Below are 24,577 nucleotides of genomic sequence, written 5' to 3' on the forward strand. Positions count from 1 at the left end.
CATACAAAAAAAGACCGGGTTTCCCCGGTCTTTTTTTATTTATGCCGTTTCCGCAGATTCTCAATCACCGTCGTTAAATCCAGCTCCTGATCCTGAAGCAGCACCAGCAGGTGATACATCAAATCCGACGCTTCGTTCGTCAGCTCCTCCCGATCATGCACGGTGGCCGCCAGCGCCGTTTCAACGCCTTCCTCACCCACTTTCTGCGCAATACGTTTGGTGCCGCTGGCGTACAGCTTCGCCGTGTATGAGCTCTCGGGATCCGCTGATTTACGCTCTGCCAGCAGCTGTTCCAGCTGATAGAGGAACAGCCACTGGTGGCTCGCCTCGCCGAAGCAGCTGCTGGTGCCTTTGTGGCAGGTCGGCCCAATCGGGTTGACCAGCACCAGCAGGGTGTCGTTGTCGCAGTCAGGCGTAATGCTGACCACATTCAGGAAGTGACCCGAGGTTTCCCCTTTCGTCCACAGGCGCTGTTTGGTGCGCGAGAAAAACGTCACCTTGCCGCTGTCGATCGTTTTTGCCAGTGCCTCCTGGTTCATGTATCCCAGCATCAGCACTTCGCCTGAAACGGCATGCTGTACAACCACCGGCAGTAATCCGTCAGTTTTTTCCCAGTCCAGCTGCGCCTGTTGTTGCTCTGTTAACATACCCTGATCTCCACGCCCTGGTCGGCCAGGTACGTTTTTAACTCACCAATATTGATAATCTGTTTGTGGAACACGGAAGCGGCCAGCGCGCCGTCAACGTTCGCATCGCGGAAGGCTTCAAGGAAGTGTTCCATGGTGCCCGCGCCGCCGGAAGCAATCAGCGGAACCTGGCAGACCGCGCGCACTTTTTTCAGCTGCTCGAGGTCGTAACCGTTACGAACGCCGTCCTGGTTCATCATGTTCAGCACGATTTCACCCGCACCGCGTTTTTGCACTTCCTGCACCCAGTCCAGCGTCTCCCATTGGGTGACGCGCGTGCGGCTTTCATCTCCGGTGTACTGGTTGACGTGATATTTTCCCGTTGCGGCATCAAACCAGGTGTCGATCCCCACGACAATGCACTGCACGCCAAAGCGATCCGCCAGACGCGTAATCAGCTCCGGATCGGCCAGGGCAGGGGAGTTAATGGAAATTTTGTCCGCACCGAAAGAGAGAATCTTCGCCGCATCGTCAGCAGATTTAATCCCGCCCGCCACGCAGAAGGGAATATCAATCACTTCCGCCACGCGCGCCACCCAGCTTTTGTCCACCACGCGGCCATCGCTGGAGGCGGTGATATCGTAAAATACCAGTTCGTCTGCGCCTTCATCGGCATAGCGTTTAGCCAGGGGAACGATGTCGCCAATGATCTCGTGGTTGCGGAACTGCACGCCTTTTACAACCTGACCATCACGCACGTCCAGGCAGGGTATTATCCGTTTTGCCAGCATTTAATCGCCTCCTTAACCGTAAATTTGCCTTCCAGCAGCGCGCGACCCACGATCACGCCGCGTACACCGGTTCCGCGCAGAGCGGCGATATCCACCAGGTCGCCGATACCGCCAGAGGACTGGAACGCTACCTGCGGATAACGCGCGCAAACCTCTTCATACAGCGAGACGTTAGAGCCTGCGAGCGTACCATCGCGTGAAATATCCGTGCACAGCACATGCTTTAGCCCCACGGGGAGATACATCTCAACCAGCTCTTCCAGCGTCACGCCGGAGTTTTCCTGCCAGCCGCTGACCGCGACCTGCTTATTACCCTGCTCGTCAATGCGTACATCCAGCGCCAGCACCAGCGCATCCGCACCGAAGCGGCGGAACCAGCCCTTGACCGTCTCAGGATCTTTCACAGCGGTCGAACCGACCACCACGCGCGCCACGCCCGCGTCCAGTAAGGCGGCAACATCGGCTTCCGTACGCACGCCGCCGCCCACCTGCACCGGGACGTCCACGCCAGCCACCAGTGTTTTAAGCAGCGGGATCTGGCGTTTGGCCGGATCTTTCGCGCCGGTCAGATCGACCAGGTGCAACACCTCAGCGCCCTCGGCGGCGTAAGCCTGTAACCGCGGCAGCGGGTCGTTGCCGTAGTCGCGCTGCTGCCCGTAATCACCCTGATGGAGACGAACAACCGTGCCGTCAATCAAATCTAAAGCGGGAATTATCATCACATCTCCAGGAAATTTTTCAGCAGCTGCGCGCCGGCGGCGCCGGAGCGTTCCGGGTGAAACTGCACGCCGTAAAAGTTATCTTTCTGCACGGCGGCGGTGAACGCCTCGCCGTAATTGCACTGGGCGATGGTGTAGGTATTCACGGGCATGGCGTAGCTGTGGACGAAGTAGAAGTACGCGCCGTCTTCGATTCCCTGGAACAGCCTGTTGCCCGCCTTCGGATAAACGCGGTTCCAGCCCATGTGCGGCAGCGGCAGGCCGTGGTCGGTCATTTTCGGCACGTCTTCTTCAATAATGCCCAGCAGATCAACGCCGTTGCTCTCTTCGCTGCGGCGGCCAAGCAGCTGCATGCCGAGGCAAATGCCCAGCACCGGTTGAGTACAGGCTTTGATGAGATCCACCAGCTCGCGCTCGTGGATCTGATCCATCGCCGCCTGGGCGGTGCCTACGCCCGGCAGAAAGAGTTTATCCGCGCGCAGCACCACGTCCGGATCGCGGCTCACCACCGGCTCGTAGCCGTGGCGCATAATCGCCGACTGTACGGAGTTCAGGTTGGCGCATCCGGTGTCCAGAATCACCACGTTCATTACAGCACTCCTTTCGACGAGGGAAGGGCGTCACCTTCCACGCGGATCGCCTGGCGCAGGGTACGGCCAAAGGCTTTGAACAGGCTCTCGACGCGGTGGTGATCGTTTTTGCCTTTGGTTTTCAGATGCAGCGTCAGGCCCATAGTGTAAGAAAGCGAGCGGAAGAAGTGCTCCACCATCTCGGTGCTGAGATCGCCCACGCGCTGGTAGGTGAAGTCGGCTTTATATTCCAGGTGCGGACGCCCGGAGATATCCATCGCGCAGCGCGCCAGGCACTCGTCCATCGGCAGAACAAAGCCGAAGCGGTTGATGCCGCGTTTGTCGCCGAGCGCTAGCTTCAGGGCTTCGCCCAACGCCAGGCCGGTATCTTCCACGGTGTGGTGATCGTCGATATACAGGTCGCCCTTAACGGCGATCTCCATGCGGAAGCCGCCGTGAGTGGCGATTTGATCCAGCATGTGGTCGAAGAAACCGACCCCGGTGTGGATCTTGCTGCCGCCTTCACGATCGAGCCAGACCTTCACGTCGATCTGCGTCTCTTTGGTGTTGCGTTCTACGTGAGAATAGCGGTCGCGTCTGGTGAGCTGCTCGCTAATCATCGCCCAGTTTAGCGTGTCGCGGTTATAGCGCAGGCCTGCAATGCCCATATTTTCGGCCAGCGTGATGTCCGTGAGGCGATCGCCAATCACATAGCTGTTCGCTTTATCCAGCGCCTCTTCCGCCAGATAACGCTCAACAAGCTTCACTTTTGGCTTGCGGCAGTCGCACTCGTCGGCAGGCATGTGCGGGCAGATCAGCACCTCGTCGAAGGCGATGCCCTGCGAGGTCAGCACCTGCATCATCAGGTTGTGCGGGCCGTCAAAGTCCGCCTGCGGGAAGCTGTCGGTGCCCAGACCGTCCTGGTTGGTGATCATCACCAGCTTATAGCCTGCTTTCTGAAGCTTCAGCAGCACCGGGATCACGTCGGGTTCAAAGGCCAGCTTGTCGAAACGATCGACCTGAAAATCGCTGGGTGGCTCCGAGATGATGGTGCCGTCACGATCGATAAAGAGATACTTCTGACTCATACTTTCTCCGCTTTCAGGGCGTCAATCACGCGCTGGCTCTCCGCGCGGGTGCCGACGGTAATACGCAGGCAGCCGCTCAGGGTAGGTTGTTTATTCTGGTCTCGTAAGATAATGCCCTGATCCCACAACGATTTAAATATCGCGCTTGAGGCGGTGAAGCGCACCAGAACGTAGTTGGTCTCCGAGTCGAACACCTGCTCTACGCACGGAATCGTTTTCAGGGCATCGACTAGATACTGACGCTCCTCCAGGATCTGCACCACACGCTCGCGCATCGCGCTGATGCCCTGCGGGGCCAGCGCCTGTGCCGCAATATCGGCAACTGGCGTTGAGAGCGGATACGGGGCGATCACTTTCAGCAGCAGGTCGATAACCGCTTTATTTGCCAGCGTAAAACCGCAGCGAAGACCGGCGAGAGCGAAGGCTTTCGACAGGGTACGCAGCACGACGAGATGTGGATACTCTTCAATCCAGCCTGCCAGCGTCGCCTGCGGGCAGAACTCAATATAGGCTTCGTCGGCCACAACCAGCGCTTTGCCGCGCGTCATTTCCAGCAGGGAACGGATATCCTGCGGATTGATAATCTGCCCGGTCGGGTTGTTCGGGCTACAGACAAACACCACCTTCACGCCGTCGAGGTTATCGGCGATGCCCTGCAAATCCAGCTGCCAGTTGTCGAGCGCCTGTACGTTGCGGCAGGCCACGCCAAAGGTTTCGGCGCTGACGCTGTACATCCCGTAGGTGGGCTGGCAGTACATCACCGCGTTTTTACCCGGCTCGCAGAAGGCGCGGATCAGCAGCTCAATCCCCTCATCCGCCCCGCGGCTGACCAGCACCTGCTCAGGCTTCACGCCTGCGTACTGCGCATAGTTCTCGATCACCGCTTTCGGCTGACACTCCGGGTAGCGGTTCAGCGTCTGCTGCGAGAGCTCAAAGGCCACCGCCGTGGGGTATTCGTTGGCATTCAGCCAGACGTCGCCGTTCCCGCCGAGACGACGCGCAGACTGATAGGGCGTCAGGCGACGGACATTTTCGCGGGCTAATTCTTCGATGTTCATGCTTGCTCCTTCAGGGCGGCAACGCGCAGCGTCACGGCATTTTTGTGGGCAGTCAGGCGCTCGGCGGCGGCCAGGGTTTCGATGGTCGACGCCAGCGAGGCAAATCCCTCGCGGGAGAGTTCCTGCACGGTCATGCGCTTTTGGAAATCCGCCAGCCCCAGGCTGGAGCAGGTTGAGGTATAGCCATACGTGGGCAGCACGTGGTTGGTGCCGGAGGCGTAATCCCCGGCGGATTCCGGTGACCAGTCCCCGAGGAACACCGAGCCTGCGCTGGTTATGCTGTCGACCAGATCGCGCGCGTTACGGGTCTGAATAATCAGGTGCTCAGGACCGTACTGGTTGGAGATGGCGATGCACTGGTCGATATCGCGAGCCACAATCAGTCGGCTGGCCGATAGCGCCTGACGCGCCGTTTCCGCACGCGGCAGGTCGGCCAGCTGACGCTCAACGGCCTCGCCCACGCGTTTTGCCATGTCGGCATCTGGCGTCAGTAAAATCACCTGCGAGTCAGGGCCGTGCTCGGCCTGCGAGAGCAGGTCAGAGGCCACGAAATCCGGTGTAGCGCCGCTGTCGGCAATCACCAGCACTTCAGACGGACCGGCAGGCATATCAATCGCCGCGCCGTCCAGACGCTGACTGACCTGGCGCTTCGCTTCGGTAACGTATGCGTTACCCGGGCCAAAGATTTTGTCGACTTTGGGAACAGACTCCGTCCCGAACGCCAGGGCGGAAATCGCCTGCGCGCCGCCCACTTTATAGATCGCCTGTACGCCGCACAGCTTCGCCGCATACAGGATCTCATCGGCGATCGGTGGCGGAGAGCAGAGCACCACCTTTTGACAACCGGCAATACGTGCCGGGGTGGCCAGCATCAGGACGGTCGAAAACAGCGGGGCAGAGCCGCCAGGAATATAGAGGCCAACGGACGCCACCGGGCGCGTCACCTGCTGGCAGCGCACGCCGGGCAGGGTTTCCACATCCACCGCCTGCAATTTCTGCGCGGTGTGGAAGGTATCAATATTTTTCACTGCGACGGCCATCGCCTGTTTGATCTCATCCCCAAGGCGGCTTTCCGCCCCGGCGAGCTCCTGTGCGGTGACCTGTAACGCGTCGACCTCAGTTTTATCAAACTTGGCGCTGTACTCGCGCAGCGCGTCGTCTCCGCGGGCTTTGACGTTATCGAGGATCTCCGCCACGGTGCGGGTGATGCTCTCTGAGGCTGAAATTGCAGGGCGCATCAGCAGCTCGCGCTGTTGCGCGTCGCTACAGGTATTCCAGTCGATGATTGTGTTAAAGCTCATGGTCGTTACTCCATCATCTTCTCAATTGGCAGCACCAGAATAGAACTCGCGCCCAGCGCCTTCAGTTTTTCCATCGTTTCCCAGAACAGGGTTTCGCTGCTCACCATGTGCATCGCCACGCGCTGCTGGTCGCCCGCCAGCGGCAGAATGGTTGGGCGCTCAGCACCTGGCAGCAGGGCAATCACTTCGTCCAGGCGCTCGGTTGGCGCATGCATCATGATGTATTTGGATTCACGCGCCTGAATCACGCCCTGAATACGGGTCAGCAGCTTGTCGATGAGCTGCTGTTTAGCCTCCGCCATCTCGCCGTCGCGCTGGATAAGGCACGCTTTGGAGCGGTAGATCACCTCCACTTCGCGCAGGCCGTTCGCTTCGAGCGTGGCGCCGGTGGAGACGAGGTCACAGATGGCATCGGCCAGGCCCGCGCGTGGCGCCACTTCAACAGAGCCGTTCAGCAGACAAGATTTAAACTGCACGCCTTTTTGATCGAGGTAACGCTTCAGCAGGTGAGGGTAAGAGGTGGCGATACGTTTGCCGTTCAGCGCGGCCGGGCCATCCCAGGCTTCATCAACCGGCGTGGCCAGCGACAGGCGGCAGCCGCCGAAGTCCAGACGACGCAGGGTAAAGTAGCGTGGATCTTCGCCCTGCGCGCGGCGGGTTAATAACTCTTCTTCCAGTACGTTTTCGCCGATGATGCCGAGGTCAACGACGCCATCCATGACCAGGCCCGGAATATCGTCATCACGTACGCGCAGAATGTCGATCGGCATATTTTCAGCCAGGGCGATCAGGCGCTGGGTGTGCAGGTTGATTTTAATCCCGCAGCGGGCCAGCAGTTCGCGTGAATCATCGCTTAAACGGCCTGATTTTTGAATAGCTATGCGTAAACGTGAGTTATCTAACATTCTGTGTTCCTCGTTAACCTGTTTTAACCTGTCTGAATGCGGTCCAAAAAAAAGCCCCCGGAAGAAGATCTTCCGGGGGCTTTTTCATGCGTTCATGCACCACTGGAAGATCCAAACGTCTTCCAGCACACATCGCCTGAAAGACTAGTCAGGATGATGGTGATGATGGTGGTTTTTAAAAGGAACGCGTGTCATATAAATTCTCGTTGAATGCTTATGCATTTGATGTCTTTTAACCTAAACCAGTTGTACGCCATAAAGCAAGGGCTTTTTTTGATCATTAATTCATTTCATATTGATGGTATGAATTGTGCGTTCCATAAGGCTGGCGTAGCCTTATAACAGGCGTCGTTAAGCGGAGAATGTCATGAAAAAGGTCGCGATTGTCGGATTAGGGTGGTTAGGAATGCCACTGGCGATGTCATTAGCCGCGAAAGGCTGGCAGGTGACAGGGAGTAAGACCACGCGGGACGGGGTTGAGGCGGCGCGCATGTGCGGCATTGATGGTGTCGAGCTGCGTCTCGAACCCGAGCTTATCTGCGATACCGACGAGCTGGATGAACTGATGAATGTGGACGCGCTGGTCATTACCTTACCGGCGCGGCGCAGCGGGCCGGGCGAGACGTTTTACCTGCAGGCGGTGCAGGAGATTGTCGACAGCGCCCTGGCGCACCATATTCCGCGTATCATTTTCACCAGCTCGACCTCCGTCTATGGCGATATCGACGGTACGGCGAAAGAAAACACCGAGCGCCGTCCGGTAACCGCCAGCGGACGGGTACTGAAAGAGCTGGAAGACTGGCTGCACAATCTGCCTGGCACGCAGGTGGATATTTTACGCCTCGCCGGGCTGGTGGGGCCGGGGCGTCATCCGGGACGCTTCTTTGCCGGTAAATCCGCGCCGGATGGTCAGCACGGCGTTAACCTTGTACACCTTGAAGATGTTATCGGTGCGATAGAGCTGCTTTTACAGGCTCCGAAAGGGGGGCACATCTATAATATATGTGCGCCTTCGCATCCGCCACGCAGCACCTTTTATCCGCTGATGGCGCGCCAGCTGGGTCTGGCGCCGCCGGTGTTCAGTGAGGCGCAGGGGGAGCGCAAAGGCAAAATTATTGATGGCAATCGTATTTGCCATGAACTGGGATTTGAATATCAGTATCCCGATCCGCTGGTTATGCCCATGGAATAATTGCGCCGGCGGAGGCCATCGCACACCGCAAGGGGGCGAAGATGAAACCGCTGCTGGATGTTCTTGTTATTCTGGATGCGCTGGAAAAAGAGGGGAGCTTTGCCGCCGCCTCGGCGAAGCTCTATAAAACCCCTTCGGCTCTGAGCTACACCGTGCAAAAGCTCGAGAGCGATCTTAATATTCAAATTCTTGACCGCACTGGCCATCGCGCGCGTTTCACCCGTACTGGGCAGATGCTGCTGGAAAAAGGGCGTGACGTGCTGCATACGGTTCGCGAGCTGGAAAAACAGGCCGTCAAACTTCACCAGGGCTGGGAAAATGAGCTGGTGATTGGGGTTGATGATACATTCCCTTTCTCCCTGCTTACCCCGCTTATTGAGGCGTTCTATCAGCGCCACAGCGTCACCCGGCTGGTTTTTATCAATGGCGTGCTGGGCGGTTCCTGGGAGGCCCTGACGCAGGGCAGGGCGGATATCATCGTTGGGGCGCTGCATGAGCCTCCCCAGTTGAGCGAATTTGGTTTTGCGCGGCTGGGTGTTCTGGAGCAGGTTTTTGCCGTTGCGCCTCATCACCCGCTGGCGAATGAACCGGAGCCTGTTTCAAGACGCGTCATTAAAAACCACCGCGCCATTGTGGTGGGAGACAGCTCCCGCCCCGAGTGCGGCATTTCATCGCAGCTTCTGGATGAGCAGGAGGCCATCACCGTTTTTGATTTTAAAACCAAGCTGGAACTGCAAATAAGCGGCCTGGGGTGCGGCTACCTTCCCCGTTATTTAGCACAGCGCTTTATTGAAAGCGGCGCGCTGGTGGAAAAACAGGTTTTAGCGCAGAGCAGTAACGAATCGGTATGGGTGGGCTGGAATGAACAGACCGCCGGGCTTGCCAGCGCCTGGTGGCGAGACGAAATTTTAGCAAATAGTGCTATCGCGACAGTTTACACTCAGGCAGATGATGGGAAATCAACCAGTTAGTAAAATTAATTTATGGGCAGGTTTCTCAATGTATTGCCTTTTTTATCTGGAATAGGGCAAAATGCCGCCGCTGCAAACAAATGAATAATCGACGATATAAAAGGCGTCGGTTATTTTTTTTTGCATGTACGAAACGAAACTAAAAACCAAGAGGCCGGGCTTCGTACCGGATAGATATTTACTAAAATCCGACAGTTGTTGTCGCTGAGGAAGAAAGAAATGGGGCAATTTTTCGCTTACGTGGCGGTTATCACCGTAAAGGAGAATAACTATGTCGCATAACGCAACTCCAAACACCTCTCGCGTGGAATTACGTAAAACGCTTACGTTGATTCCGGTTGTTATGATGGGCCTTGCCTATATGCAACCGATGACGCTGTTCGATACATTCGGTATCGTATCAGGCCTTACTGACGGTCACGTTGCAACGGCGTACGCCTTTGCACTGGTCGCCATTCTCTTTACAGCGCTGAGCTACGGTAAACTGGTTCGCCGTTTCCCGTCCGCAGGCTCTGCGTACACCTATGCTCAGAAATCCATTAGCCCGGCTGTTGGCTTTATGGTGGGCTGGTCATCACTGCTGGACTACCTGTTCATGCCGATGATCAACATTCTGCTGGCAAAAATTTACTTCGAAGCGCTGGTACCTTCTGTACCGTCGTGGATCTTCGTTGTGGCGCTGGTGGCCTTTATGACCATCTCTAACCTGCGCAGCATCAAGACCGTGGCTAACTTCAACACCCTGATCGTGATCCTTCAGATGGGGATTGTTGCGGTTATCGTTGGGCTGATCATCTACGGCGTTTCCCACGGTGAAGGCGCAGGTACGCTGACCAGCACCCGTCCGTTCTGGTCTGAAGGTGCGCACGTTGTGCCGATGATCACCGGGGCGACTATCCTGTGCTTCTCGTTCCTGGGCTTCGACGGTATCTCTTCTCTGTCTGAAGAGACCAAAGATGCCGAGCGCGTGATCCCGAAAGCGATTTTCCTGACCGCGCTGATTGGCGGCCTGATCTTCATCGGTGCGTCTTATTTCTTACAGCTGTACTTCCCGGATATCTCTCGCTTTAAAGATCCGGATGCATCGCAGCCTGAAATCATGCTGTACGTGGCGGGTAAAACCTTCCAGTGGGGCGTGCTGATCTTCTCCAGCGTCACCGTACTGGCATCCGGTATGGCAGCGCACGCGGGCGTTTCTCGTCTGATGTACGTGATGGGCCGTGACGGTGTGTTCCCAACTCGCTTCTTTGGTTACGTGCATCCGAAATGGCGTACCCCGGCGTGGAACGTGCTGCTGGTGGGCGCAATTGCCCTGCTGGCAATCAAGTTCGACCTGGTAACGGCCACTGCGCTGATTAACTTTGGTGCGCTGGTGGCGTTCACCTTCGTTAACCTCTCCGTGATTTCGCAGTTCTGGATCCGTGAGAAGCGCAACAAGACGCTGAAGGACCACATCAACTATCTGGTGCTGCCAGTGTGTGGTGCCCTGACGGTGGGCGCCCTGTGGATCAATCTGGAAGAGAGCTCAATGGTTCTGGGTCTGATCTGGGGTGCAATCGGTCTGATTTACCTGGCTTGCGTAACGAAGAGCTTCCGCAACCCGGTTCCTCAGTACGAAGACGTCGCGTAAGACTGTGTCGGGTGGCGGCTATGCTCAACCCGACCTACAGTTTTGTAGGCCGGGTAAGCGTTAGCGCCACCCGGCAAAAAAAAGCCGGAGACATCGCCTCCGGCTTTTTTGTACCCGCTACTCAGACAATTTCTTGCGCGTACTGGAACAGCGCTTTCAGCAGCGCCTGTTTCTCAGCATTCCCTTCATACTGGCCGTAAAGCATCTCCAGCTCCTGGGCGTAGCTATTAAGAAACTCCGGCGTAAACACGTTGCGCCGATGCTGTAACCAGCGCTCCTGCTCTGCTTCATCCAGCGAGCCGGGATAGTTACGCGCGCGATAATTGAACATCAGCTTCTCAATGCGCTTATCTGCGAAGGTGATATCCAGCGCGGGCAGGTTACGCGGGTCGGTTTGCAGCACGATGTTCATCGCCGCGCGATCGGCATCGCTGAAGAAGCCGTTATAAAGCTGCGCATCCACATTATCAGACGGCATGAACGGCTCTGCTTCGGCAAAAATGGCGACGACTTTCTCGCGCACCTGCGGGTTGTCGCGCAGCACTTTCAGGTTATCGAGGCAGTGCTGACGGTTAATCCCCAGCCGGTCGGCGTCTTCCGGGCGCAGCGTGTTGGCCTGCGCAAGCACCGGGCATTTATTGATGTGCACCAGTTTTACCGGTACGGCTGGCAGGTCACCCAGCGCCTCTTTCGGCGTATAGAGCCGTTCACGTAAGGTGTCGCTGTCGAGCTCAAGCAGCGGCGAGATATCCCCGGCAAGATCCACCATGATGACGGCGTTACGGTTGTCCGGATGCCAGGCAAGCGGCGCCACCCAGCTTGTGTTCCCGCGCCACGCACCGAACATCCCTGAAATATGCACCAGCGGTTTCATCTGCGGCACGTCAATCAGCGTCATCAGCTTTTGCTTGCTGCGATGGCTCAGCAGATACTCAAACAGGCGCGGCTGCGCGGTTTTTACGAGCTTCGCCATAGCGATGGTCGCGTAGACGTCTGCCATCGCGTCGTGGGCGTTGCTGTGCTCGATGCCGTTGGCCCGCGTCAGGTGCTCGAGCCTGAAGCTCGGCAAGCCGTCGTCGTTCTCCGGCCAGTTAATTCCCTCCGGGCGCAGCGCATAGCAGGCGCGCATAATATCCAGCAAATCCCAGCGCGAATTGCGGTTCTGCCAGCTCCAGGCATACGGATCGTAGAAGTTGCGGTAGAAGATATTGCGCGTCACTTCATCGTCAAAACGGATGTTGTTGTAACCCACCACGCAGGTATCAGGCACCGTGAACAGGTCGTGGATGCGACGGGCAAATTCTGCTTCGCTAACGCCTTTATCCCGCGCTTCCTGAGGCGTGATGCCCGTCACCATCACCGCGCCCGGCTGCGGCAGATAGTCATCGGCGGGTTTACAGTAAAACACCTCGGGTTCGCCGATGACGTTAAATTCGTCATCGGTTCGGATAGCCGCAAACTGCGCCGGTCGGTCCAGCGCCGGATGGGTGCCAAAGGTTTCGTAATCGTGGAACAAAAAAGTCGGGCGCGCGGCAGAGTCAGACACCAGTAATCTCATCCTGTTAAAAATTGACGTCTCTATGGTAAACGATTGGGGTGAGCAGTCCGAATAAAAAGCACCTTCAGGCAAGAAATTTGCGAGATTTGTTCCGAAAAAATCTGCGTGCTGTCACATTTTTTTGCAATTAAGGCAGGTAACGACATCAGAACTCCCGTAAAAAGGTCATCGATTTTTACTGACCTGAGGATATACCGTTGAAACGCCGTCTGTTTATTGCTGTTTCTTTACTCGCTTCGAGTATTTCATCCGCGTTGGCTGCCGAGCCGCTGGATTTTTCACCTCAGCCGCCTGCCATCCAGGCAGGATCCTGGGTATTGATGGATTACACCACGGGTCAAATCTTAACGGCGGGCAACGAACATCAGCAGCGTAATCCGGCGAGCCTGACCAAACTGATGACGGGGTACGTTGTCGATCGTGCCATTGATAGCCACCGCATCAGCCCCGATGACATTGTGACGGTCGGACGTGACGCCTGGGCAAAAGGCAATCCGGTCTTTGACGGTTCGTCTCTGATGTTTCTGAAGCAGGGCGATCGGGTTTCTGTGCGCGATCTCAGCCGCGGCCTGATTGTTGATTCCGGCAATGACGCCTGCGTGGCGCTGGCGGATCACGTGGCGGGCGGTCAGCCGCAGTTCGTCAGGATGATGAATGACTACGTTGAAAAGCTGAACCTGCGCGATACCCACTTCGAAACCGTACACGGGCTGGATGCACCGGGTCAGCACAGCTCCGCTTACGATCTCGCCGTGCTTTCCCGGGCCATCATCCACGGCGAGCCTGAGTTCTACCACATGTACAGCGAAAAGAGTCTGACCTGGAACGGCATCACTCAGCAGAACCGCAACGGCCTGCTGTGGGATAAGACCATGAACGTGGATGGTCTGAAAACGGGACACACCTCGGGCGCGGGCTTTAACCTGATCGCCTCCGCAGTGGATGGTCAGCGTCGACTGATTGCGGTGGTGATGGGGGCAGACAGCCCGAAAGGACGTGAAGATCAGGCGCGCAAGCTGCTCCACTGGGGACAGCAAAATTTCGATACGGTGCAGATCCTGCATAACGGCAAAAAAGTGGGAACCGAACGCATCTGGTATGGCGATAAAGAGCAGATCGCGCTGGGCACGGATCAGGATTTCTGGCTGGCATTACCCAAAACGGAAGTGCCGAACATCAAGGCGAAATATGTAATGGATAAAAAAGAGCTGGAAGCGCCGATCGCCGCGCATCAGCGGGTAGGGGAGATCCAGCTGTACGATCGTGACAAGGTGGTAGCGCACTGGCCATTGGTTACGCTGGAGCGCGTTGAAAAGGGCGGCCTTTTCTCCCGCCTCGGCGATTATCTGCATCATAAACTCTAACCTTTTCGGGCAGACTGGCAGTGTTGCGAGTCTGCTCACATAATAAACACTCCTGGTTTGCCGATAATCTCGATTCTGCTTTATAGTGTATATATATACAGTAATAAACGGAGGCAGCATGGACTACAGCATCAGGCAGCAACAGAAACGTACGATCGCTGGCTTTCATCTCGTGGGGCCGTGGGAAAAGACGGTCAAGCAGGGATTTGAACAGCTGGTTATGTGGGTAGATGGACGTCATATTCAGCCGCAGGAGTGGGTGGCCGTTTATTATGACAATCCGGATGACGTGCCGGCAGAAAAGCTTCGCTGCGTTACCGCCGTAACGGTAGCGGACGATTTCACTATCCCTGATAACAGCGAAGGGGTAATGCTGACCGAAATTGCTGCCGGAGAGTATGCTATTGCCGCCGCGCGCGTCGAAAATCATGATTTCGCCACCCCGTGGTATCAGTTCTTCAACTCCCTGCTGGAAGACAGCAAATTCCAGATTGCGCCAAAACCCTGCTTCGAACGCTATCTGAACGATGGCAATGCTGACGGCTACTGGGATATTGAGATGTTTGTACCGGTAGAGCACAAAGTGGGATAATCCTGCGAAACGCAGGGTTTTTCAGCCGGGCGCGATCCACCCGGCTGAAAACACAGTACAATTGTGGTTTGCCGTAGAGCTGGAGACGGGTGTGCGCCCCGACAAGTCATTAACCCCTTTTGAAATTCGGTTATACAAACATTATCGCGTGGTGCACGGTTGCCGCATTGCGCTGGCGTTTGTGCTGACCTTCGTACTGGTTCGTTTGCTGGATATCCCGGAAGGAACGTGGCCGCTGATCACGCTGGTGGTGGTGATGGGGCCGATCTCATTCTGGGGGAACGTGGTCCCTCGCGCTTTCGAACGCATAGGCGGTACCGTTTTAGGCTCGGCGCTTGGGCTTATCGCCCTGAAGCTGGAGCTAATTTCATTTCCGTTCATGTTGCTGTGGTGCGCGGTGGCGATGTTTCTTTGCGGATGGCTGGCCCTCGGCAAGAAACCGTATCAGGCGCTGCTGATTGGCATTACGCTCGCGGTAGTGGTCGGCGCACCGGCGGGCGATATGACCACCGCATTGTGGCGAAGCGGGGACGTGATCCTCGGCTCGTTGCTCGCCATGCTGTTTACCGGCATCTGGCCGCAGCGCGCCTTCCTGCACTGGCGCATTCAGATGGCAAACTACGTCACGGCATTTAACCGGGTTTACCAGGCCGGGTTTTCGCCGAATCTGATTGAGCGTCCGCGGCTGGAAAAGCACCTGCAAAAAATCCTTAATGATGTGGTCAAAATGCGCGGGTTAATTACCCCGGCAAGCAAAGAGACGCATATCCAGAAAGCCATTTTTGAAGCCATTCAAACGGTCAGCCGTAATCTGGTCTGTATGCTTGAACTGCAAATCAATGCCCACTGGGCCTCACGCCCCAGCCATCTTCTGATGCTCAACGCGCATACGCTGAAAGAGACGCAGCAGATGACGCAGCAAACCCTGCTGACCATCGCTCATGCACTTTACGAAGGTAACCCACAGCCGATACGGGCGAACAGCGAGCGGCTGAATGACATCGTCATCGAGCTCAAACAGCTGATGAATGAGCGTCAGGGCGACAATGTGTCGGAAACGCCCATCCACGGCTATGTCTGGCTGAGTATGGAGCTGGCGCGACAGCTGGAGTTGTTATCGCAGCTGATTTGCCGGGCACTGCGCAAATAAAAAGCGTATGTGATGCCTGCTGCTTCGATTCAGCAACAATTAGGGTTATGATGGTTTTAAACGATATACTCATTGTCATTCGCAGCCGCTGTCTGTTAAAACGGTTGCTTTAACGAATCCGAATCTCACATTATCAGGGGTGTAAAAATGGAAACTACCAAGCCTTCGTTCCAGGATGTTCTGGAGTTCGTCCGCCTGTTCCGCCGCAAAAACAAGCTACAGCGCGAAATCCAGGACGTAGAGAAGAAGATCCGTGACAACCAGAAACGTGTCCTGCTGCTGGACAACCTGAGCGACTACATCAAGCCAGGTATGAGCGTTGAAGCCATTCAGGGCATCATCGCCAGCATGAAGAGCGATTATGAAGATCGCGTTGATGACTACATCATCAAAAACGCTGAGCTGTCCAAAGAGCGTCGCGACATTTCCAAAAAGCTGAAAGTGATGGGCGAAATCAAAAACGTCGACGCTAAAGGCGAGTAATCGCATACTCTGTTGCCCGGTGGCGCTGCGCTTACCGGGCCTACAGGACCCTAGGTCGGGTAAGCGTAGCGCCACCCGACAATTTACATGGTGCAGAAAAGCAAAAAGCCTGCTCTAAAAGCAGGCTTTTTAAATTTGGCTCCTCTGACTGGACTCGAACCAGTGACATACGGATTAACAGTCCGCCGTTCTACCGACTGAACTACAGAGGAATCGTTGTGGAGGCTTATCTTAGCGGCGAAAAAACTTTTGTCAAACCTGATCTCAGGCAAAAGTGATTGTTTGATGATTCTGTCGTCATTTTGTTGTAAATCCAAACATAATTTTATGGAAAATACTTTGCAGGATACGCATTTCTGCCCCATCATTTGAAATGGAGTTTCAACTTTCTCGTTAAGGCCCATTTTGAACGTCACCGCACCCCTGCGCCAGGCGATTATGCGCACGCCCTGGTATGCAAAACGTAAGAGTTATCGAGTTCTGTTCTGGCGTGAAATCACCCCCCTTGCTGTGCCTATTTTCCTGGAGAATACCTGCGTCCTGTTGATGGGGGTGTTAAGCACCTTCCTGGTGAGCTGGCTCGGTAAAGAAGCCATGGCCGGGGTAGGGCTGGCGGACAGTTTCAACATGGTTGTGATGTCCTTCTTTGCCGCTATCGATCTCGGTACAACGGTAGTGGTGGCGTTTAGTCTTGGGAAACTTGATCCAAAACGCGCCCGGGAGGCGGCCAGACAGTCGCTGATGATCATGACCCTCTTTTCGATCATCCTGGCGGCGGTTATCCATTATTACGGCAAAGAAATTATCGACATCGTCGCGGGTGAAGCGACAAGTGAAGTGAAGGATCTGGCGCTCACCTATCTGGAAATGACGGTGCTGAGCTATCCGGCGGCTGCCATCGCGCTGATTGGTAGCGGTGCGCTTCGTGGCGCAGGGAATACCAAAATTCCGCTGTTAATAAACGGCGGCATGAACATCCTGAACATCATTATCAGCAGCGTTTTGATTTACGGCGTCTTTTCCTGGGAGGGGCTGGGCTTTGTCGGCGCGGGATTAGGGCTGACCATTTCCCGCTATATTGGTGCGGCGGCGATAATCGGCGTGCTGATGGCGGGAATTACGCCATCGCTGCGCTTGACGCTTAAAAGCTATTTCCGTCCGCTTAACTTCGCCATTATCTGGGAAGTGATGGGGATCGGTATTCCGGCCAGCATCGAATCCGTGTTGTTTAACGGTGGGAAACTGCTGACGCAGATGTTTGTTGCCGGGATGGGAACAGACGTCATCGCCGGCAACTTTATTGCCTTCTCCATCGCCTCGCTCATTAACCTGCCCGGAAACGCACTGGGATCGGCGTCGACGATCATCACCGGCAGACGCCTCGGAAAGGGGCAGATAGGGCAGGCGGAACGGCAGCTTCGGCATGTCTTCTGGCTTTCAACCATTGGACTGACGGCGATTGCGTGGGGAACTGCGCCTTTAGCCGGGCTGATGGCCTCGTTCTATACGCACGAAAATGACGTGAAAGAGGTCGTGAAGGTGCTGATTTGGCTCAACGCGGCGTTTATGCCAATTTGGGCCGCGTCCTGGGTACTTCCTGCCGGGCTGAAAGGCGCGCGCGATGCCCGGTTTGCGATGTGGGTCTCCATGCTCGGCATGTGGGGCTGCCGCGTCGTGGCGGGCTACACGCTGGGGGTAATGTTAGGTATGGGCGTTGTCGGCGTCTGGCTGGGGATGTTCCTTGACTGGGCCGTGCGCGGGGCGCTGTTCTACTGGCGCATGGTGAGCGGACGCTGGCTGTGGAAATATCCGCGAAAAAAACCGGAGCAGGAGGTTTCGGAAACGGCAAGTGCCTGACAAATGTGCGAAGTGGAGAATAAATCGGCAAACGATTGAAAATCTGCATTCACCCTTTGACATCCTCAGGGCGCATCGATAATATGCGCCCCGTTCACACGATTCCTCTGTAGTTCAGTCGGTAGAACGGCGGACTGTTAATCCGTATGTCACTGGTTCGAGTCCAGTCAGAGGAGCCAAATTTGAAAAGCCTGCTTTTAAGCAGGCTTTTTGCTTTTCTGCGTTCAGTAAAATTGTCGGGTGGCGCTCCGCTTACCCGACCTACAAAAACATCGAATCGTAGGCCGGGTAAGGCGAAGCCACCACCCGGCAAAAGCCGCACTACCGGTTCACACGTATTGGCGCCGTTGCCTCCACCAGCCACGGCCGCGCATCGCTGTCCACCCGGGGTGAAAGCGCCTCTCGTACCTGCTGGTGGTACTCATCCAGCCACTGTTTTTCTGACTCGCTCAACAGATGCAGCTCCACCTGGCTTAAATCGATTGGGATCAGCGTCAGCGAGGCAAACTTACAAAATCCCGGACGGCTTTCGACAATCTCCACCTGGTTTTCAATGCGAATACCGTGGCTATCGCCCAGGTAGTAACCCGGCTCAATGGTCATAATATTGCCCGCCACCAGCGGCCACGGGTTGACCTTTTGCGCAAAACGGTGCGGGTTCTCGTGGATCAGAAGCTGATGCCCTACGCCATGCCCGGTGCCGTGGTCGTAATCCAGTCCCAACTCCCACAGCGGACGGCGCGCAAAGGCATCCAGCTGGTGCCCCTGAGTGCCGGACGGGAACTGAAGGGTAATCAGCGACAGGAAGCCTTTAAGCACTGCGGTGTAGTGCAAACGCTGCTGTGGATCGACCTTTCCCCAGGCCAGGGTACGCGTCGCGTCCGTGGTGCCGTTGCGGTACTGCCCCCCGGAATCATTCAGGTAAAAGTGGTCGTGGCCGATGGGCTTGTTGCTGGCCTCGCTTGAGTGGTAATGGCACATCGCCGCGTTACTCGCGGAAGCGGAAATGGTGGCGAAACTCGGCTCGACAAAGCCAGGCTGTTGCAGGCGGAACGCAAGCTGTTTCGCCTGCACGTCAAGCTCGGTCAGCGGCATTCCCGACGCGGCCCGCTGAGGAACTTCCCGGCTCAGCCAGGCCAGGAAATTCACCCATGCCGCACCGTCCTGGTGATGACATTCACGATAGCCCGCCAGCTCCACCGGGTTTTTCGTAGCTTTCATCAGGGTGATCGGGTCGGTCTGCCAGATAATTTCCCCCTGAGGTTCAACCGCAAAGCGTAACGCCACCGGTGCGGAATCGGGATCGATCATGACCCGCTTACCCTGCGCAAGCTGCCTACAGCGCGGGATAAAGGCTTCCTGAGGCGCAATCGTGAAGGCGTTCCGCACGGCATCCGGCAGCGCATTCAGCTTGCTGTCATCCACAAACCATTCCACCGCACCCTCGCGGCTCAGCAGGGCAAACGACAGAGGCACCGGGCAAAAGGGGATATCTGAGCCCCGCACGTTCAGCAGCCAGGCGATATTGTCCGGCAGGGTAACGGCCAGATAATCCGCGCGGTGCTCTGCCAGCACGGCGGCGGCGCGCTGGCGTTTGGCGGCGCTGCTTTCGCCGCTGATGTCTACAGGCATCTCGCGGATAAGCCCTGCGGGGGCGGCAGGGCGGTCAACCCAGAGGGTATCGAACGGAGAGCGCGCGAGCGGTACCAGTTCGCACGGCGTGGCCGAGAGCCGCGTAAACTCTGCATTGGTCATCAGCAGCGTATCAAAGCCGATGCGCGTGCCGGCCGCAACGTTTTTCGCCAGCCACTCGGCCAGCGGCTCGTTGTGCAGATGGTGGATCTCCACCTCGTCGAGATTGACCTGTACGCGGGCCTGAACCTGATAGCGTCCGTCAACAAACAGCAGCGCTCTGTCTTTCAGTACCAGCGCAAGCCCCGCCGAGCCGTCAAAGCCCGTCAGCCAGGCCAGCTTTGCATCATACGGTGCGCAAGATTCGCTCTGCCAGGCATCGGCGCGCGGCACAATCATCCCGTCGAGCTGATTGTCCTGTAGCCACTGGCGCAGGGCCGTAAGCGGTGATGTGGTGTGCATATTGTGTCCTTAGTATCACCTAAACGGTGGCTCATTGAAGGTGCGCAGCTTGCGGGAATGCAGTTTGTCGCCCTCTGCACGCAGTAAATCGATGGCGCGAATTCCAATCTGAAGGTGCTCTGAGATCGCCCCTTCGTAGAAACGGTTCGCCTGACCCGGCAGTTTGATCTCGCCGTGCAGCGGTTTATCGGACACGCACAGCAGCGTGCCGTACGGGACGCGGAAGCGGTAGCCCTGCGCGGCAATGGTGGCGCTTTCCATATCGATCGCGACCGCACGGCTGAGATTGAAACGCAGAGCGGAGGCGGAATAGCGAAGCTCCCAGTTACGATCGTCGGTGGTGACGACCGTACCGGTACGCAGGCGCTGCTTCACCTCTTCACCCGGCATGCCGCTCACCTCTTTGGTGGCGTCGTACAGGGCGCGCTGTACTTCCGCAATACTCGGGATAGGAATGTCCGGCGGCAGAACCGCGTCAAGGACATGGTCGTCACGCAGATAAGCGTGGGCGAGGACATAATCACCAATCAGCTGGCTTTCACGCAGGCCGCCGCAGTGGCCGATCATCAGCCAGACGTCCGGGCGCAGAACCGCCAGATGGTCGCAGATGGTTTTTGCATTCGACGGGCCAACGCCGATGTTAATCAACGTAATGCCCTGACCGTCGGCGGTGACCAGGTGCCAGGCGGGCATCTGGTGCTTTTTCCACGCCAGGTCGGAGATGGCCTCTTCCGGTGCTTCGGTTTCGGCGGTGATCCAGATCCCGCCCGCGCAGGAGAGAGCGATGTAAGGGCTGTCCGGGTCAAGGATCTGGCTACAGCCCCAGCGGACAAATTCGTCTACATAGCGGGTGTAGTTGGTAAACAGTACGAACGGCTGGAAATGTTCGGCTGGGGTGCCGGTGTAGTGGCGCAGGCGTGCCAGCGAAAAATCGACACGGCGGGCATCAAAGTGCGACAGCGGTGAAAACTCTGCCGGGTGATAGATCCCGTCCGCCGTCTCATCGCCAATCTGCGACAGCTCAGTGGTCGGGAAATGGCGGGTCAGCCCCGCGCTCATGGAGCGATCCAGCGTCAGCGCTGAGCCGTCTATCACGTACGGGTAGGGGATCTCGTGCAGGGACGGTTCAACGCTGATATGCGCGCCGTAATCCTGATACAGCAGGGTAAGCTGCTCTTCCAGGTAGGGGCGGAACAGCGCAGGACGCGTGATGGTCGTGCTGTAACAGCCGGAGTGGGTGAAACGCGCATAGGCGCGGGTTTTCGGATTGCTGCTGGCGCTGCCGTCCCAGGTGACAGAGAGCGATGGATAAACAAAAAGGCCCTGGGTTCTGGCCTTTTCATCGGGAAGTTTCCCTGTTTCGATATAGTCACTGATGGCGCTGCGCAGTGCATTGACGGACTGTTCATACAGCGCGTCGAGTTTTTCCAGCGCCTGAGCCGGGGTCAGGCTGGAGCCCTTATTATTCATGTCTGTCTCCTTGTTCCACAGGTGTGCGGCTATACCCGATAGTATGTCACACGCCTGTGAAACAAAAGTGAGGAGATCAGCTGTGCGCGGTTTCCTTCATCAACAGGGCGGTGGCAGCAGAAAGCAGGCAACCTGCCAGCAGATAAATCGCCACGCTATGCCAGTTCCCGCCGGAGAACGTCACCAGCGCGGCGGCGATAAACGGCGTAAACCCGCCGCCGACCACGCTCGCCACCTGATATCCCACGCCCGCGCCGCTGTAGCGGTAGCTTGCGCCAAACAGCTCGGTAAACATCGGCTGCTGCACGCAGACCACCATATCGTGAGCGATGTTCGCAAGCATGATCGCGAAGAAGACAATCCAGAAGACCGACTGTGCCTCCAGCGCCATAAAGAACGGCCAGGCGCTGAGTGTGCCGGTGAGCGCGCCCGTGATGTATACCCGTCGACGGCCAAAGCGATCCGCCAGCCAGGCGAAGCAGGGGATGGTCAGGCAGCTGATCCCGCCCACCACCAGGCCAATGTTCAGGAACAATTCCCGCGGCAGACCGAGGTTTTGCGTGGAGTAGTTGAGGGCGAAGGCGGTGACGATATACATCGTCAGCAGTTCGCACAGGCGCAGGGCGATAATTTTCAGAAAAGCGCCAGGGTGCTGCACCAGCGCTTCCATCACCGGCAGCCGTTTTTTCGCGACCGGTTTTTCGCGTTGCTGCCGCTCAAACTCAGCCGACTCTTCCATGCCGTTACGGATCCACAGGGCCACCACGACCAGCACAATGCTGAAGATAAACGGAATACGCCAGCCCCAGCTCAGGAACTGCTCGTCTGTCGTGAGCTGGCTAATGAGCGACACCAGGCCCGTGGAGAGCAGCAGACCCACGCCATAACCTACCTGCACGCCGCTGCTGTAGAACGCTTTCTTGTTCTTCGGCGCGCTTTCCACGGACAGCAGTGCCGCGCCGCCCCATTCACCGCCGACGGCAAAGCCCTGAATGGCGCGAAGCGTCACCAGCAACACCGGGGCCCACCAGCCAATCGATGCAAAGGAGGGCAAAATACCGATCAGCGCGGTGGCAATGCCCATCATCCAGACGGTGAGCATCAGCATGCGCTTACGGCCAAGGCGATCGCCGAAGTGGCCGAAAATTATCCCGCCCAGCGGACGAAACAGAAAACCGACGCCGAAGGTGGCAAACGCAGCAAGCGTGCCCATGGCGGGGCTGATCTGAGGAAAGAATTCACGGTTAAAGACCAGCGCAGCGGTAATACCGTAGAGCAGAAAGTCATACCAGTCGACGACGGCGCCTGCGAAGCTACCTAAAGCGGCGCGGCGGGCGCGGTTAAGCGAAGGTGTCTCCTCGTTGCGGCGAGCGGAGATGAGGGTGGAGTCCATAGTTGTCCTGTCTGTACTGATTTTTAATTATTGGTATAAGAAAAGGTCACTCACGTTGCAGCCGTCATATTGACGGAACGTATGAGACTACCGCGACAGACGGCCTGAGAAAACGTTTTTATCTTTCCTGAAAGCGCAGAATCAATAAATTTCATCTTATCGGGTCCCAATATAAATCAGCCTGTTTGGCTCCGGTTAGGGCTGAATGGTTTACAGTAATAATGATCGCTGTGTGACGTAAGCTGAGGGAATAATGATGCAACGCCTCTTTCCTGCACTCTGGGTAGTCCTGTTTTTGGTGTCTTCGCCGCTGCATGCGGAGCCAAAAGTCTACGGCGAACAGCGCATCCACCGCTGGTGGGATGCGGTAACAGACGATATTTCCCAGACCTGGGAACAGCCGGATCGTTACGATCTCTACCTGCCGTTTCTGAGCTGGCATGCCCGCTTTATGTATGACAAAGAGAAAACGGATAACTACAACGAAATGCCGTGGGGCGGCGGACTGGGCGTTTCTCGCTACAACGACGAGGGCAACTGGAGCGCACTCTTTGCCATGATGTTTAAAGATTCACATAACGAGTGGCAGCCCGCGATGGGCTACGGCTGGGAAAAGGGCTGGTATCTGGATAACGCAAAAGATTTCCGTCTGGGGCTGGGGGCCGCCGCGGGGATCACCGCGCGCGACGACTTTGCCAACTATGTCCCGCTGCCGTTTATCTTCCCGCTTTTCTCTGCCGGATATAAGCGCGTCACCGTCCAGTTCACCTATATTCCCGGTACCTACAACAACGGCAACGTGCTGTTTGCCTGGCTGCGCCTGGGCTTTTAAAGGGTAATCACTTTTTTGGCCACTGCGTTGGACAGGATCAGCAGCGAAAACAGGACCGACGTAACAAAGGTGAGCACAATCAGAGCAAGTTTGGTGCTCAGGGACGTTACCGGAATGAGCGCCGTCAGCAGGTGAAACACCGAGTAGTGCATGATATAGACCCCGGTCATCGTTTTGCTAATGGCGGCCAGCACGGACTCTTTAAACTCCACATTGCGGCGAAAACGTACGCCGTTGGCCGCAATCACCAGGGCAATAATCAGGATGTAGATTTGCGATCCGGTGAGGATAAAGGCGTTTCTGTCCGCTTTAAATAGCGCAAAAAAGAAATGCCGTTCGTAAAACCACGTGAAGAGATAAATAAACGGTATGGCAATCACCGCTGCCCTGACCACATTTTTGCGGCCGATCCACGCCGCAATCTGCGGATCGCAAAAGAGCTGCCCCGTCAGATAAAACAGCAGCCACGTCCACAGGCGATACTGCGGCGACAATGAAAGCACGTGGACATCAGGATAGAGGGCTGACAGCAAATCGTACCCGTATGAGAAAAGCAGCAGGGTGGCAATCACCCCGCAAAACAGCGTTCGCCGCTGGCTGAGCCACTCCACCGCCGGATGAAAAGTGTAAATCACGACAAACGCGAACACGAACCAGGGCTGGATCAGATATCCGCGCTGATAGGGCTCCCACAGATAGTAAATGGTTACCCAGAACAGAAAGACGATCACCAGGCTTTTGATCTTATCCAGCTGCCAGCGCGTGCCGTGTCGGGATTGCCCATCCAGATACCCTGCAACCACAAAAAACAACGGCGTGGCGATGGTCGAAATGAAGGTTAAAAAACCGAGGATCCAGTGATAGTCATAATCGTAATGGTCCCAGGTGTTGTAGATGGTGAAGAAGGTGACCGCCGTCATACAGCCCAGCGTCT

At 56.5% G+C, this 24,577-nt stretch carries 24 protein-coding genes, 2 tRNA genes and 1 other annotated feature; of the genes, 11 read left to right on the forward strand and 15 right to left on the reverse strand.

Features of this window, described 5'->3' with window-relative positions; translation table 11 throughout:
• Positions 1 to 35 precede the first annotated feature (35 nt).
• From hisIE to hisL, 9 genes are all read right to left on the reverse strand, one after another.
• Positions 36 to 647 (reverse strand): bifunctional phosphoribosyl-AMP cyclohydrolase/phosphoribosyl-ATP diphosphatase HisIE, encoded by a 612-nt coding sequence (gene hisIE, locus AC4OVS_RS07970; protein ID WP_017693103.1) that lies wholly within the window; start codon positions 645 to 647, stop codon positions 36 to 38.
• Positions 641 to 1,417 carry an imidazole glycerol phosphate synthase subunit HisF gene (gene hisF / locus AC4OVS_RS07975; protein ID WP_063868365.1) on the reverse strand — a complete coding sequence of 259 codons (777 nt, stop codon included), beginning with the start codon at positions 1,415 to 1,417 and terminating at the stop codon, positions 641 to 643. Before hisF ends, hisIE begins: the two co-directional genes overlap by 7 nt.
• The gene (hisA, locus tag AC4OVS_RS07980; protein ID WP_150311903.1) at positions 1,399 to 2,136 is read right to left on the reverse strand and encodes a 1-(5-phosphoribosyl)-5-[(5-phosphoribosylamino)methylideneamino]imidazole-4-carboxamide isomerase; all 738 of its coding nucleotides are present in this window, start codon (positions 2,134 to 2,136) and stop codon (positions 1,399 to 1,401) included. The genes hisF and hisA overlap by 19 nt, the downstream gene beginning before the upstream one ends.
• Positions 2,136 to 2,726, reverse strand: a complete 591-nt coding sequence (gene hisH, locus AC4OVS_RS07985; protein ID WP_003859485.1) for an imidazole glycerol phosphate synthase subunit HisH — start codon at positions 2,724 to 2,726, stop codon at positions 2,136 to 2,138. The genes hisA and hisH overlap by 1 nt, the downstream gene beginning before the upstream one ends.
• Positions 2,726 to 3,793, reverse strand: a complete 1,068-nt coding sequence (gene hisB / locus AC4OVS_RS07990; protein ID WP_038416352.1) for a bifunctional histidinol-phosphatase/imidazoleglycerol-phosphate dehydratase HisB — start codon at positions 3,791 to 3,793, stop codon at positions 2,726 to 2,728. Before hisB ends, hisH begins: the two co-directional genes overlap by 1 nt.
• Positions 3,790 to 4,851: a histidinol-phosphate transaminase gene (gene hisC, locus AC4OVS_RS07995; RefSeq protein WP_491922305.1), complete on the reverse strand. Its 1,062-nt coding sequence runs from the start codon at positions 4,849 to 4,851 to the stop codon at positions 3,790 to 3,792. The genes hisB and hisC overlap by 4 nt, the downstream gene beginning before the upstream one ends.
• Entirely contained in the window at positions 4,848 to 6,152 is a 1,305-nt protein-coding gene (gene hisD, locus AC4OVS_RS08000) for a histidinol dehydrogenase (protein WP_491922306.1), read from the reverse strand. The genes hisC and hisD overlap by 4 nt, the downstream gene beginning before the upstream one ends.
• 5 nt (positions 6,153 to 6,157) lie before the next feature.
• Positions 6,158 to 7,057, reverse strand: coding sequence for an ATP phosphoribosyltransferase (hisG, locus tag AC4OVS_RS08005; protein ID WP_032623983.1), 900 nt, complete (start codon positions 7,055 to 7,057; stop codon positions 6,158 to 6,160).
• Between the two features lie 45 nt (positions 7,058 to 7,102).
• Positions 7,103 to 7,226 (reverse strand) — a sequence feature (His leader region).
• Positions 7,202 to 7,252 carry a his operon leader peptide gene (gene hisL, locus AC4OVS_RS08010; RefSeq protein WP_099516347.1) on the reverse strand — a complete coding sequence of 17 codons (51 nt, stop codon included), beginning with the start codon at positions 7,250 to 7,252 and terminating at the stop codon, positions 7,202 to 7,204. Its footprint overlaps the feature before it by 25 nt.
• A 172-nt stretch (positions 7,253 to 7,424) precedes the next feature.
• Here hisL and AC4OVS_RS08015 point away from each other — a divergent pair, with 172 nt between their 5' ends.
• The 4 genes from AC4OVS_RS08015 to AC4OVS_RS08030 all read left to right on the forward strand — a co-directional run bounded on the left by AC4OVS_RS08015 (position 7,425) and on the right by AC4OVS_RS08030 (position 10,850).
• Positions 7,425 to 8,249: an SDR family oxidoreductase gene (locus AC4OVS_RS08015; protein WP_006811206.1), complete on the forward strand. Its 825-nt coding sequence runs from the start codon at positions 7,425 to 7,427 to the stop codon at positions 8,247 to 8,249.
• Between the two features lie 41 nt (positions 8,250 to 8,290).
• Positions 8,291 to 9,220 (forward strand): LysR substrate-binding domain-containing protein, encoded by a 930-nt coding sequence (locus AC4OVS_RS08020; protein ID WP_491922307.1) that lies wholly within the window; start codon positions 8,291 to 8,293, stop codon positions 9,218 to 9,220.
• Positions 9,221 to 9,439: 219 nt separating this feature from the next.
• The gene (gene yoeI, locus AC4OVS_RS08025; RefSeq protein ID WP_099458931.1) at positions 9,440 to 9,502 is read left to right on the forward strand and encodes a membrane protein YoeI; all 63 of its coding nucleotides are present in this window, start codon (positions 9,440 to 9,442) and stop codon (positions 9,500 to 9,502) included.
• A complete protein-coding gene (locus AC4OVS_RS08030) occupies positions 9,492 to 10,850 on the forward strand; it encodes an APC family permease (protein WP_022648602.1) in 1,359 nt (452 codons plus the stop codon). Before yoeI ends, AC4OVS_RS08030 begins: the two co-directional genes overlap by 11 nt.
• Positions 10,851 to 10,971: 121 nt before the next feature.
• On the opposite strand, the gene sbcB is transcribed toward AC4OVS_RS08030, so the two are convergent.
• A complete protein-coding gene (sbcB, locus tag AC4OVS_RS08035) occupies positions 10,972 to 12,408 on the reverse strand; it encodes an exodeoxyribonuclease I (RefSeq protein ID WP_375792639.1) in 1,437 nt (478 codons plus the stop codon).
• Between the two features lie 191 nt (positions 12,409 to 12,599).
• Between sbcB and dacD the strand changes: the two genes are divergently transcribed.
• From dacD to AC4OVS_RS08055, 4 genes are all read left to right on the forward strand, one after another.
• Positions 12,600 to 13,772: a serine-type D-Ala-D-Ala carboxypeptidase DacD gene (gene dacD / locus AC4OVS_RS08040; RefSeq protein ID WP_139153368.1), complete on the forward strand. Its 1,173-nt coding sequence runs from the start codon at positions 12,600 to 12,602 to the stop codon at positions 13,770 to 13,772.
• Positions 13,773 to 13,890: 118 nt separating this feature from the next.
• On the forward strand, positions 13,891 to 14,364 hold the full coding sequence (gene sbmC, locus AC4OVS_RS08045) for a DNA gyrase inhibitor SbmC (protein WP_022648599.1): 474 nt from the start codon (positions 13,891 to 13,893) through the stop codon (positions 14,362 to 14,364).
• Between the two features lie 91 nt (positions 14,365 to 14,455).
• Positions 14,456 to 15,514 (forward strand): FUSC family protein, encoded by a 1,059-nt coding sequence (locus tag AC4OVS_RS08050; protein ID WP_022648598.1) that lies wholly within the window; start codon positions 14,456 to 14,458, stop codon positions 15,512 to 15,514.
• Positions 15,515 to 15,661: 147 nt separating this feature from the next.
• Positions 15,662 to 15,997, forward strand: a complete 336-nt coding sequence (locus AC4OVS_RS08055; protein WP_000450410.1) for a DUF496 family protein — start codon at positions 15,662 to 15,664, stop codon at positions 15,995 to 15,997.
• Positions 15,998 to 16,133: 136 nt separating this feature from the next.
• On the opposite strand, the gene AC4OVS_RS08060 is transcribed toward AC4OVS_RS08055, so the two are convergent.
• A tRNA-Asn gene (locus AC4OVS_RS08060) sits at positions 16,134 to 16,209 on the reverse strand.
• A 226-nt stretch (positions 16,210 to 16,435) separates the two neighbouring features.
• On the opposite strand from AC4OVS_RS08060, the gene emmdR reads away from it, so the two are divergent.
• Positions 16,436 to 17,854, forward strand: a complete 1,419-nt coding sequence (gene emmdR, locus AC4OVS_RS08065; protein ID WP_045623434.1) for a multidrug efflux MATE transporter EmmdR — start codon at positions 16,436 to 16,438, stop codon at positions 17,852 to 17,854.
• 103 nt (positions 17,855 to 17,957) lie between these two features.
• A tRNA-Asn gene (locus AC4OVS_RS08070) sits at positions 17,958 to 18,033 on the forward strand.
• A gap of 142 nt (positions 18,034 to 18,175) precedes the next feature.
• Here AC4OVS_RS08070 and AC4OVS_RS08075 read toward each other — a convergent pair.
• The 3 genes from AC4OVS_RS08075 to shiA form a co-directional block, all read right to left on the reverse strand.
• Positions 18,176 to 19,948, reverse strand: a complete 1,773-nt coding sequence (locus AC4OVS_RS08075; RefSeq protein WP_276349358.1) for an aminopeptidase P family protein — start codon at positions 19,946 to 19,948, stop codon at positions 18,176 to 18,178.
• 15 nt (positions 19,949 to 19,963) lie between these two features.
• A complete protein-coding gene (locus AC4OVS_RS08080; RefSeq protein ID WP_022648595.1) occupies positions 19,964 to 21,418 on the reverse strand; it encodes an AMP nucleosidase in 1,455 nt (484 codons plus the stop codon).
• Between the two features lie 76 nt (positions 21,419 to 21,494).
• Positions 21,495 to 22,811 (reverse strand): shikimate transporter, encoded by a 1,317-nt coding sequence (gene shiA, locus AC4OVS_RS08085; protein ID WP_491922308.1) that lies wholly within the window; start codon positions 22,809 to 22,811, stop codon positions 21,495 to 21,497.
• 256 nt (positions 22,812 to 23,067) lie between these two features.
• Here shiA and pagP point away from each other — a divergent pair, with 256 nt between their 5' ends.
• Positions 23,068 to 23,643 (forward strand): lipid IV(A) palmitoyltransferase PagP, encoded by a 576-nt coding sequence (gene pagP / locus AC4OVS_RS08090; protein WP_491922755.1) that lies wholly within the window; start codon positions 23,068 to 23,070, stop codon positions 23,641 to 23,643.
• Here pagP and AC4OVS_RS08095 read toward each other — a convergent pair.
• A complete protein-coding gene (locus tag AC4OVS_RS08095; RefSeq protein WP_197092517.1) occupies positions 23,640 to 24,563 on the reverse strand; it encodes an acyltransferase in 924 nt (307 codons plus the stop codon). The two genes, pagP and AC4OVS_RS08095, sit on opposite strands and share 4 nt — an antisense overlap.
• Between the last annotated feature and the right edge of the window lie 14 nt (positions 24,564 to 24,577).

It is taken from the genome of Enterobacter sp. 4974935 (assembly GCF_058661735.1).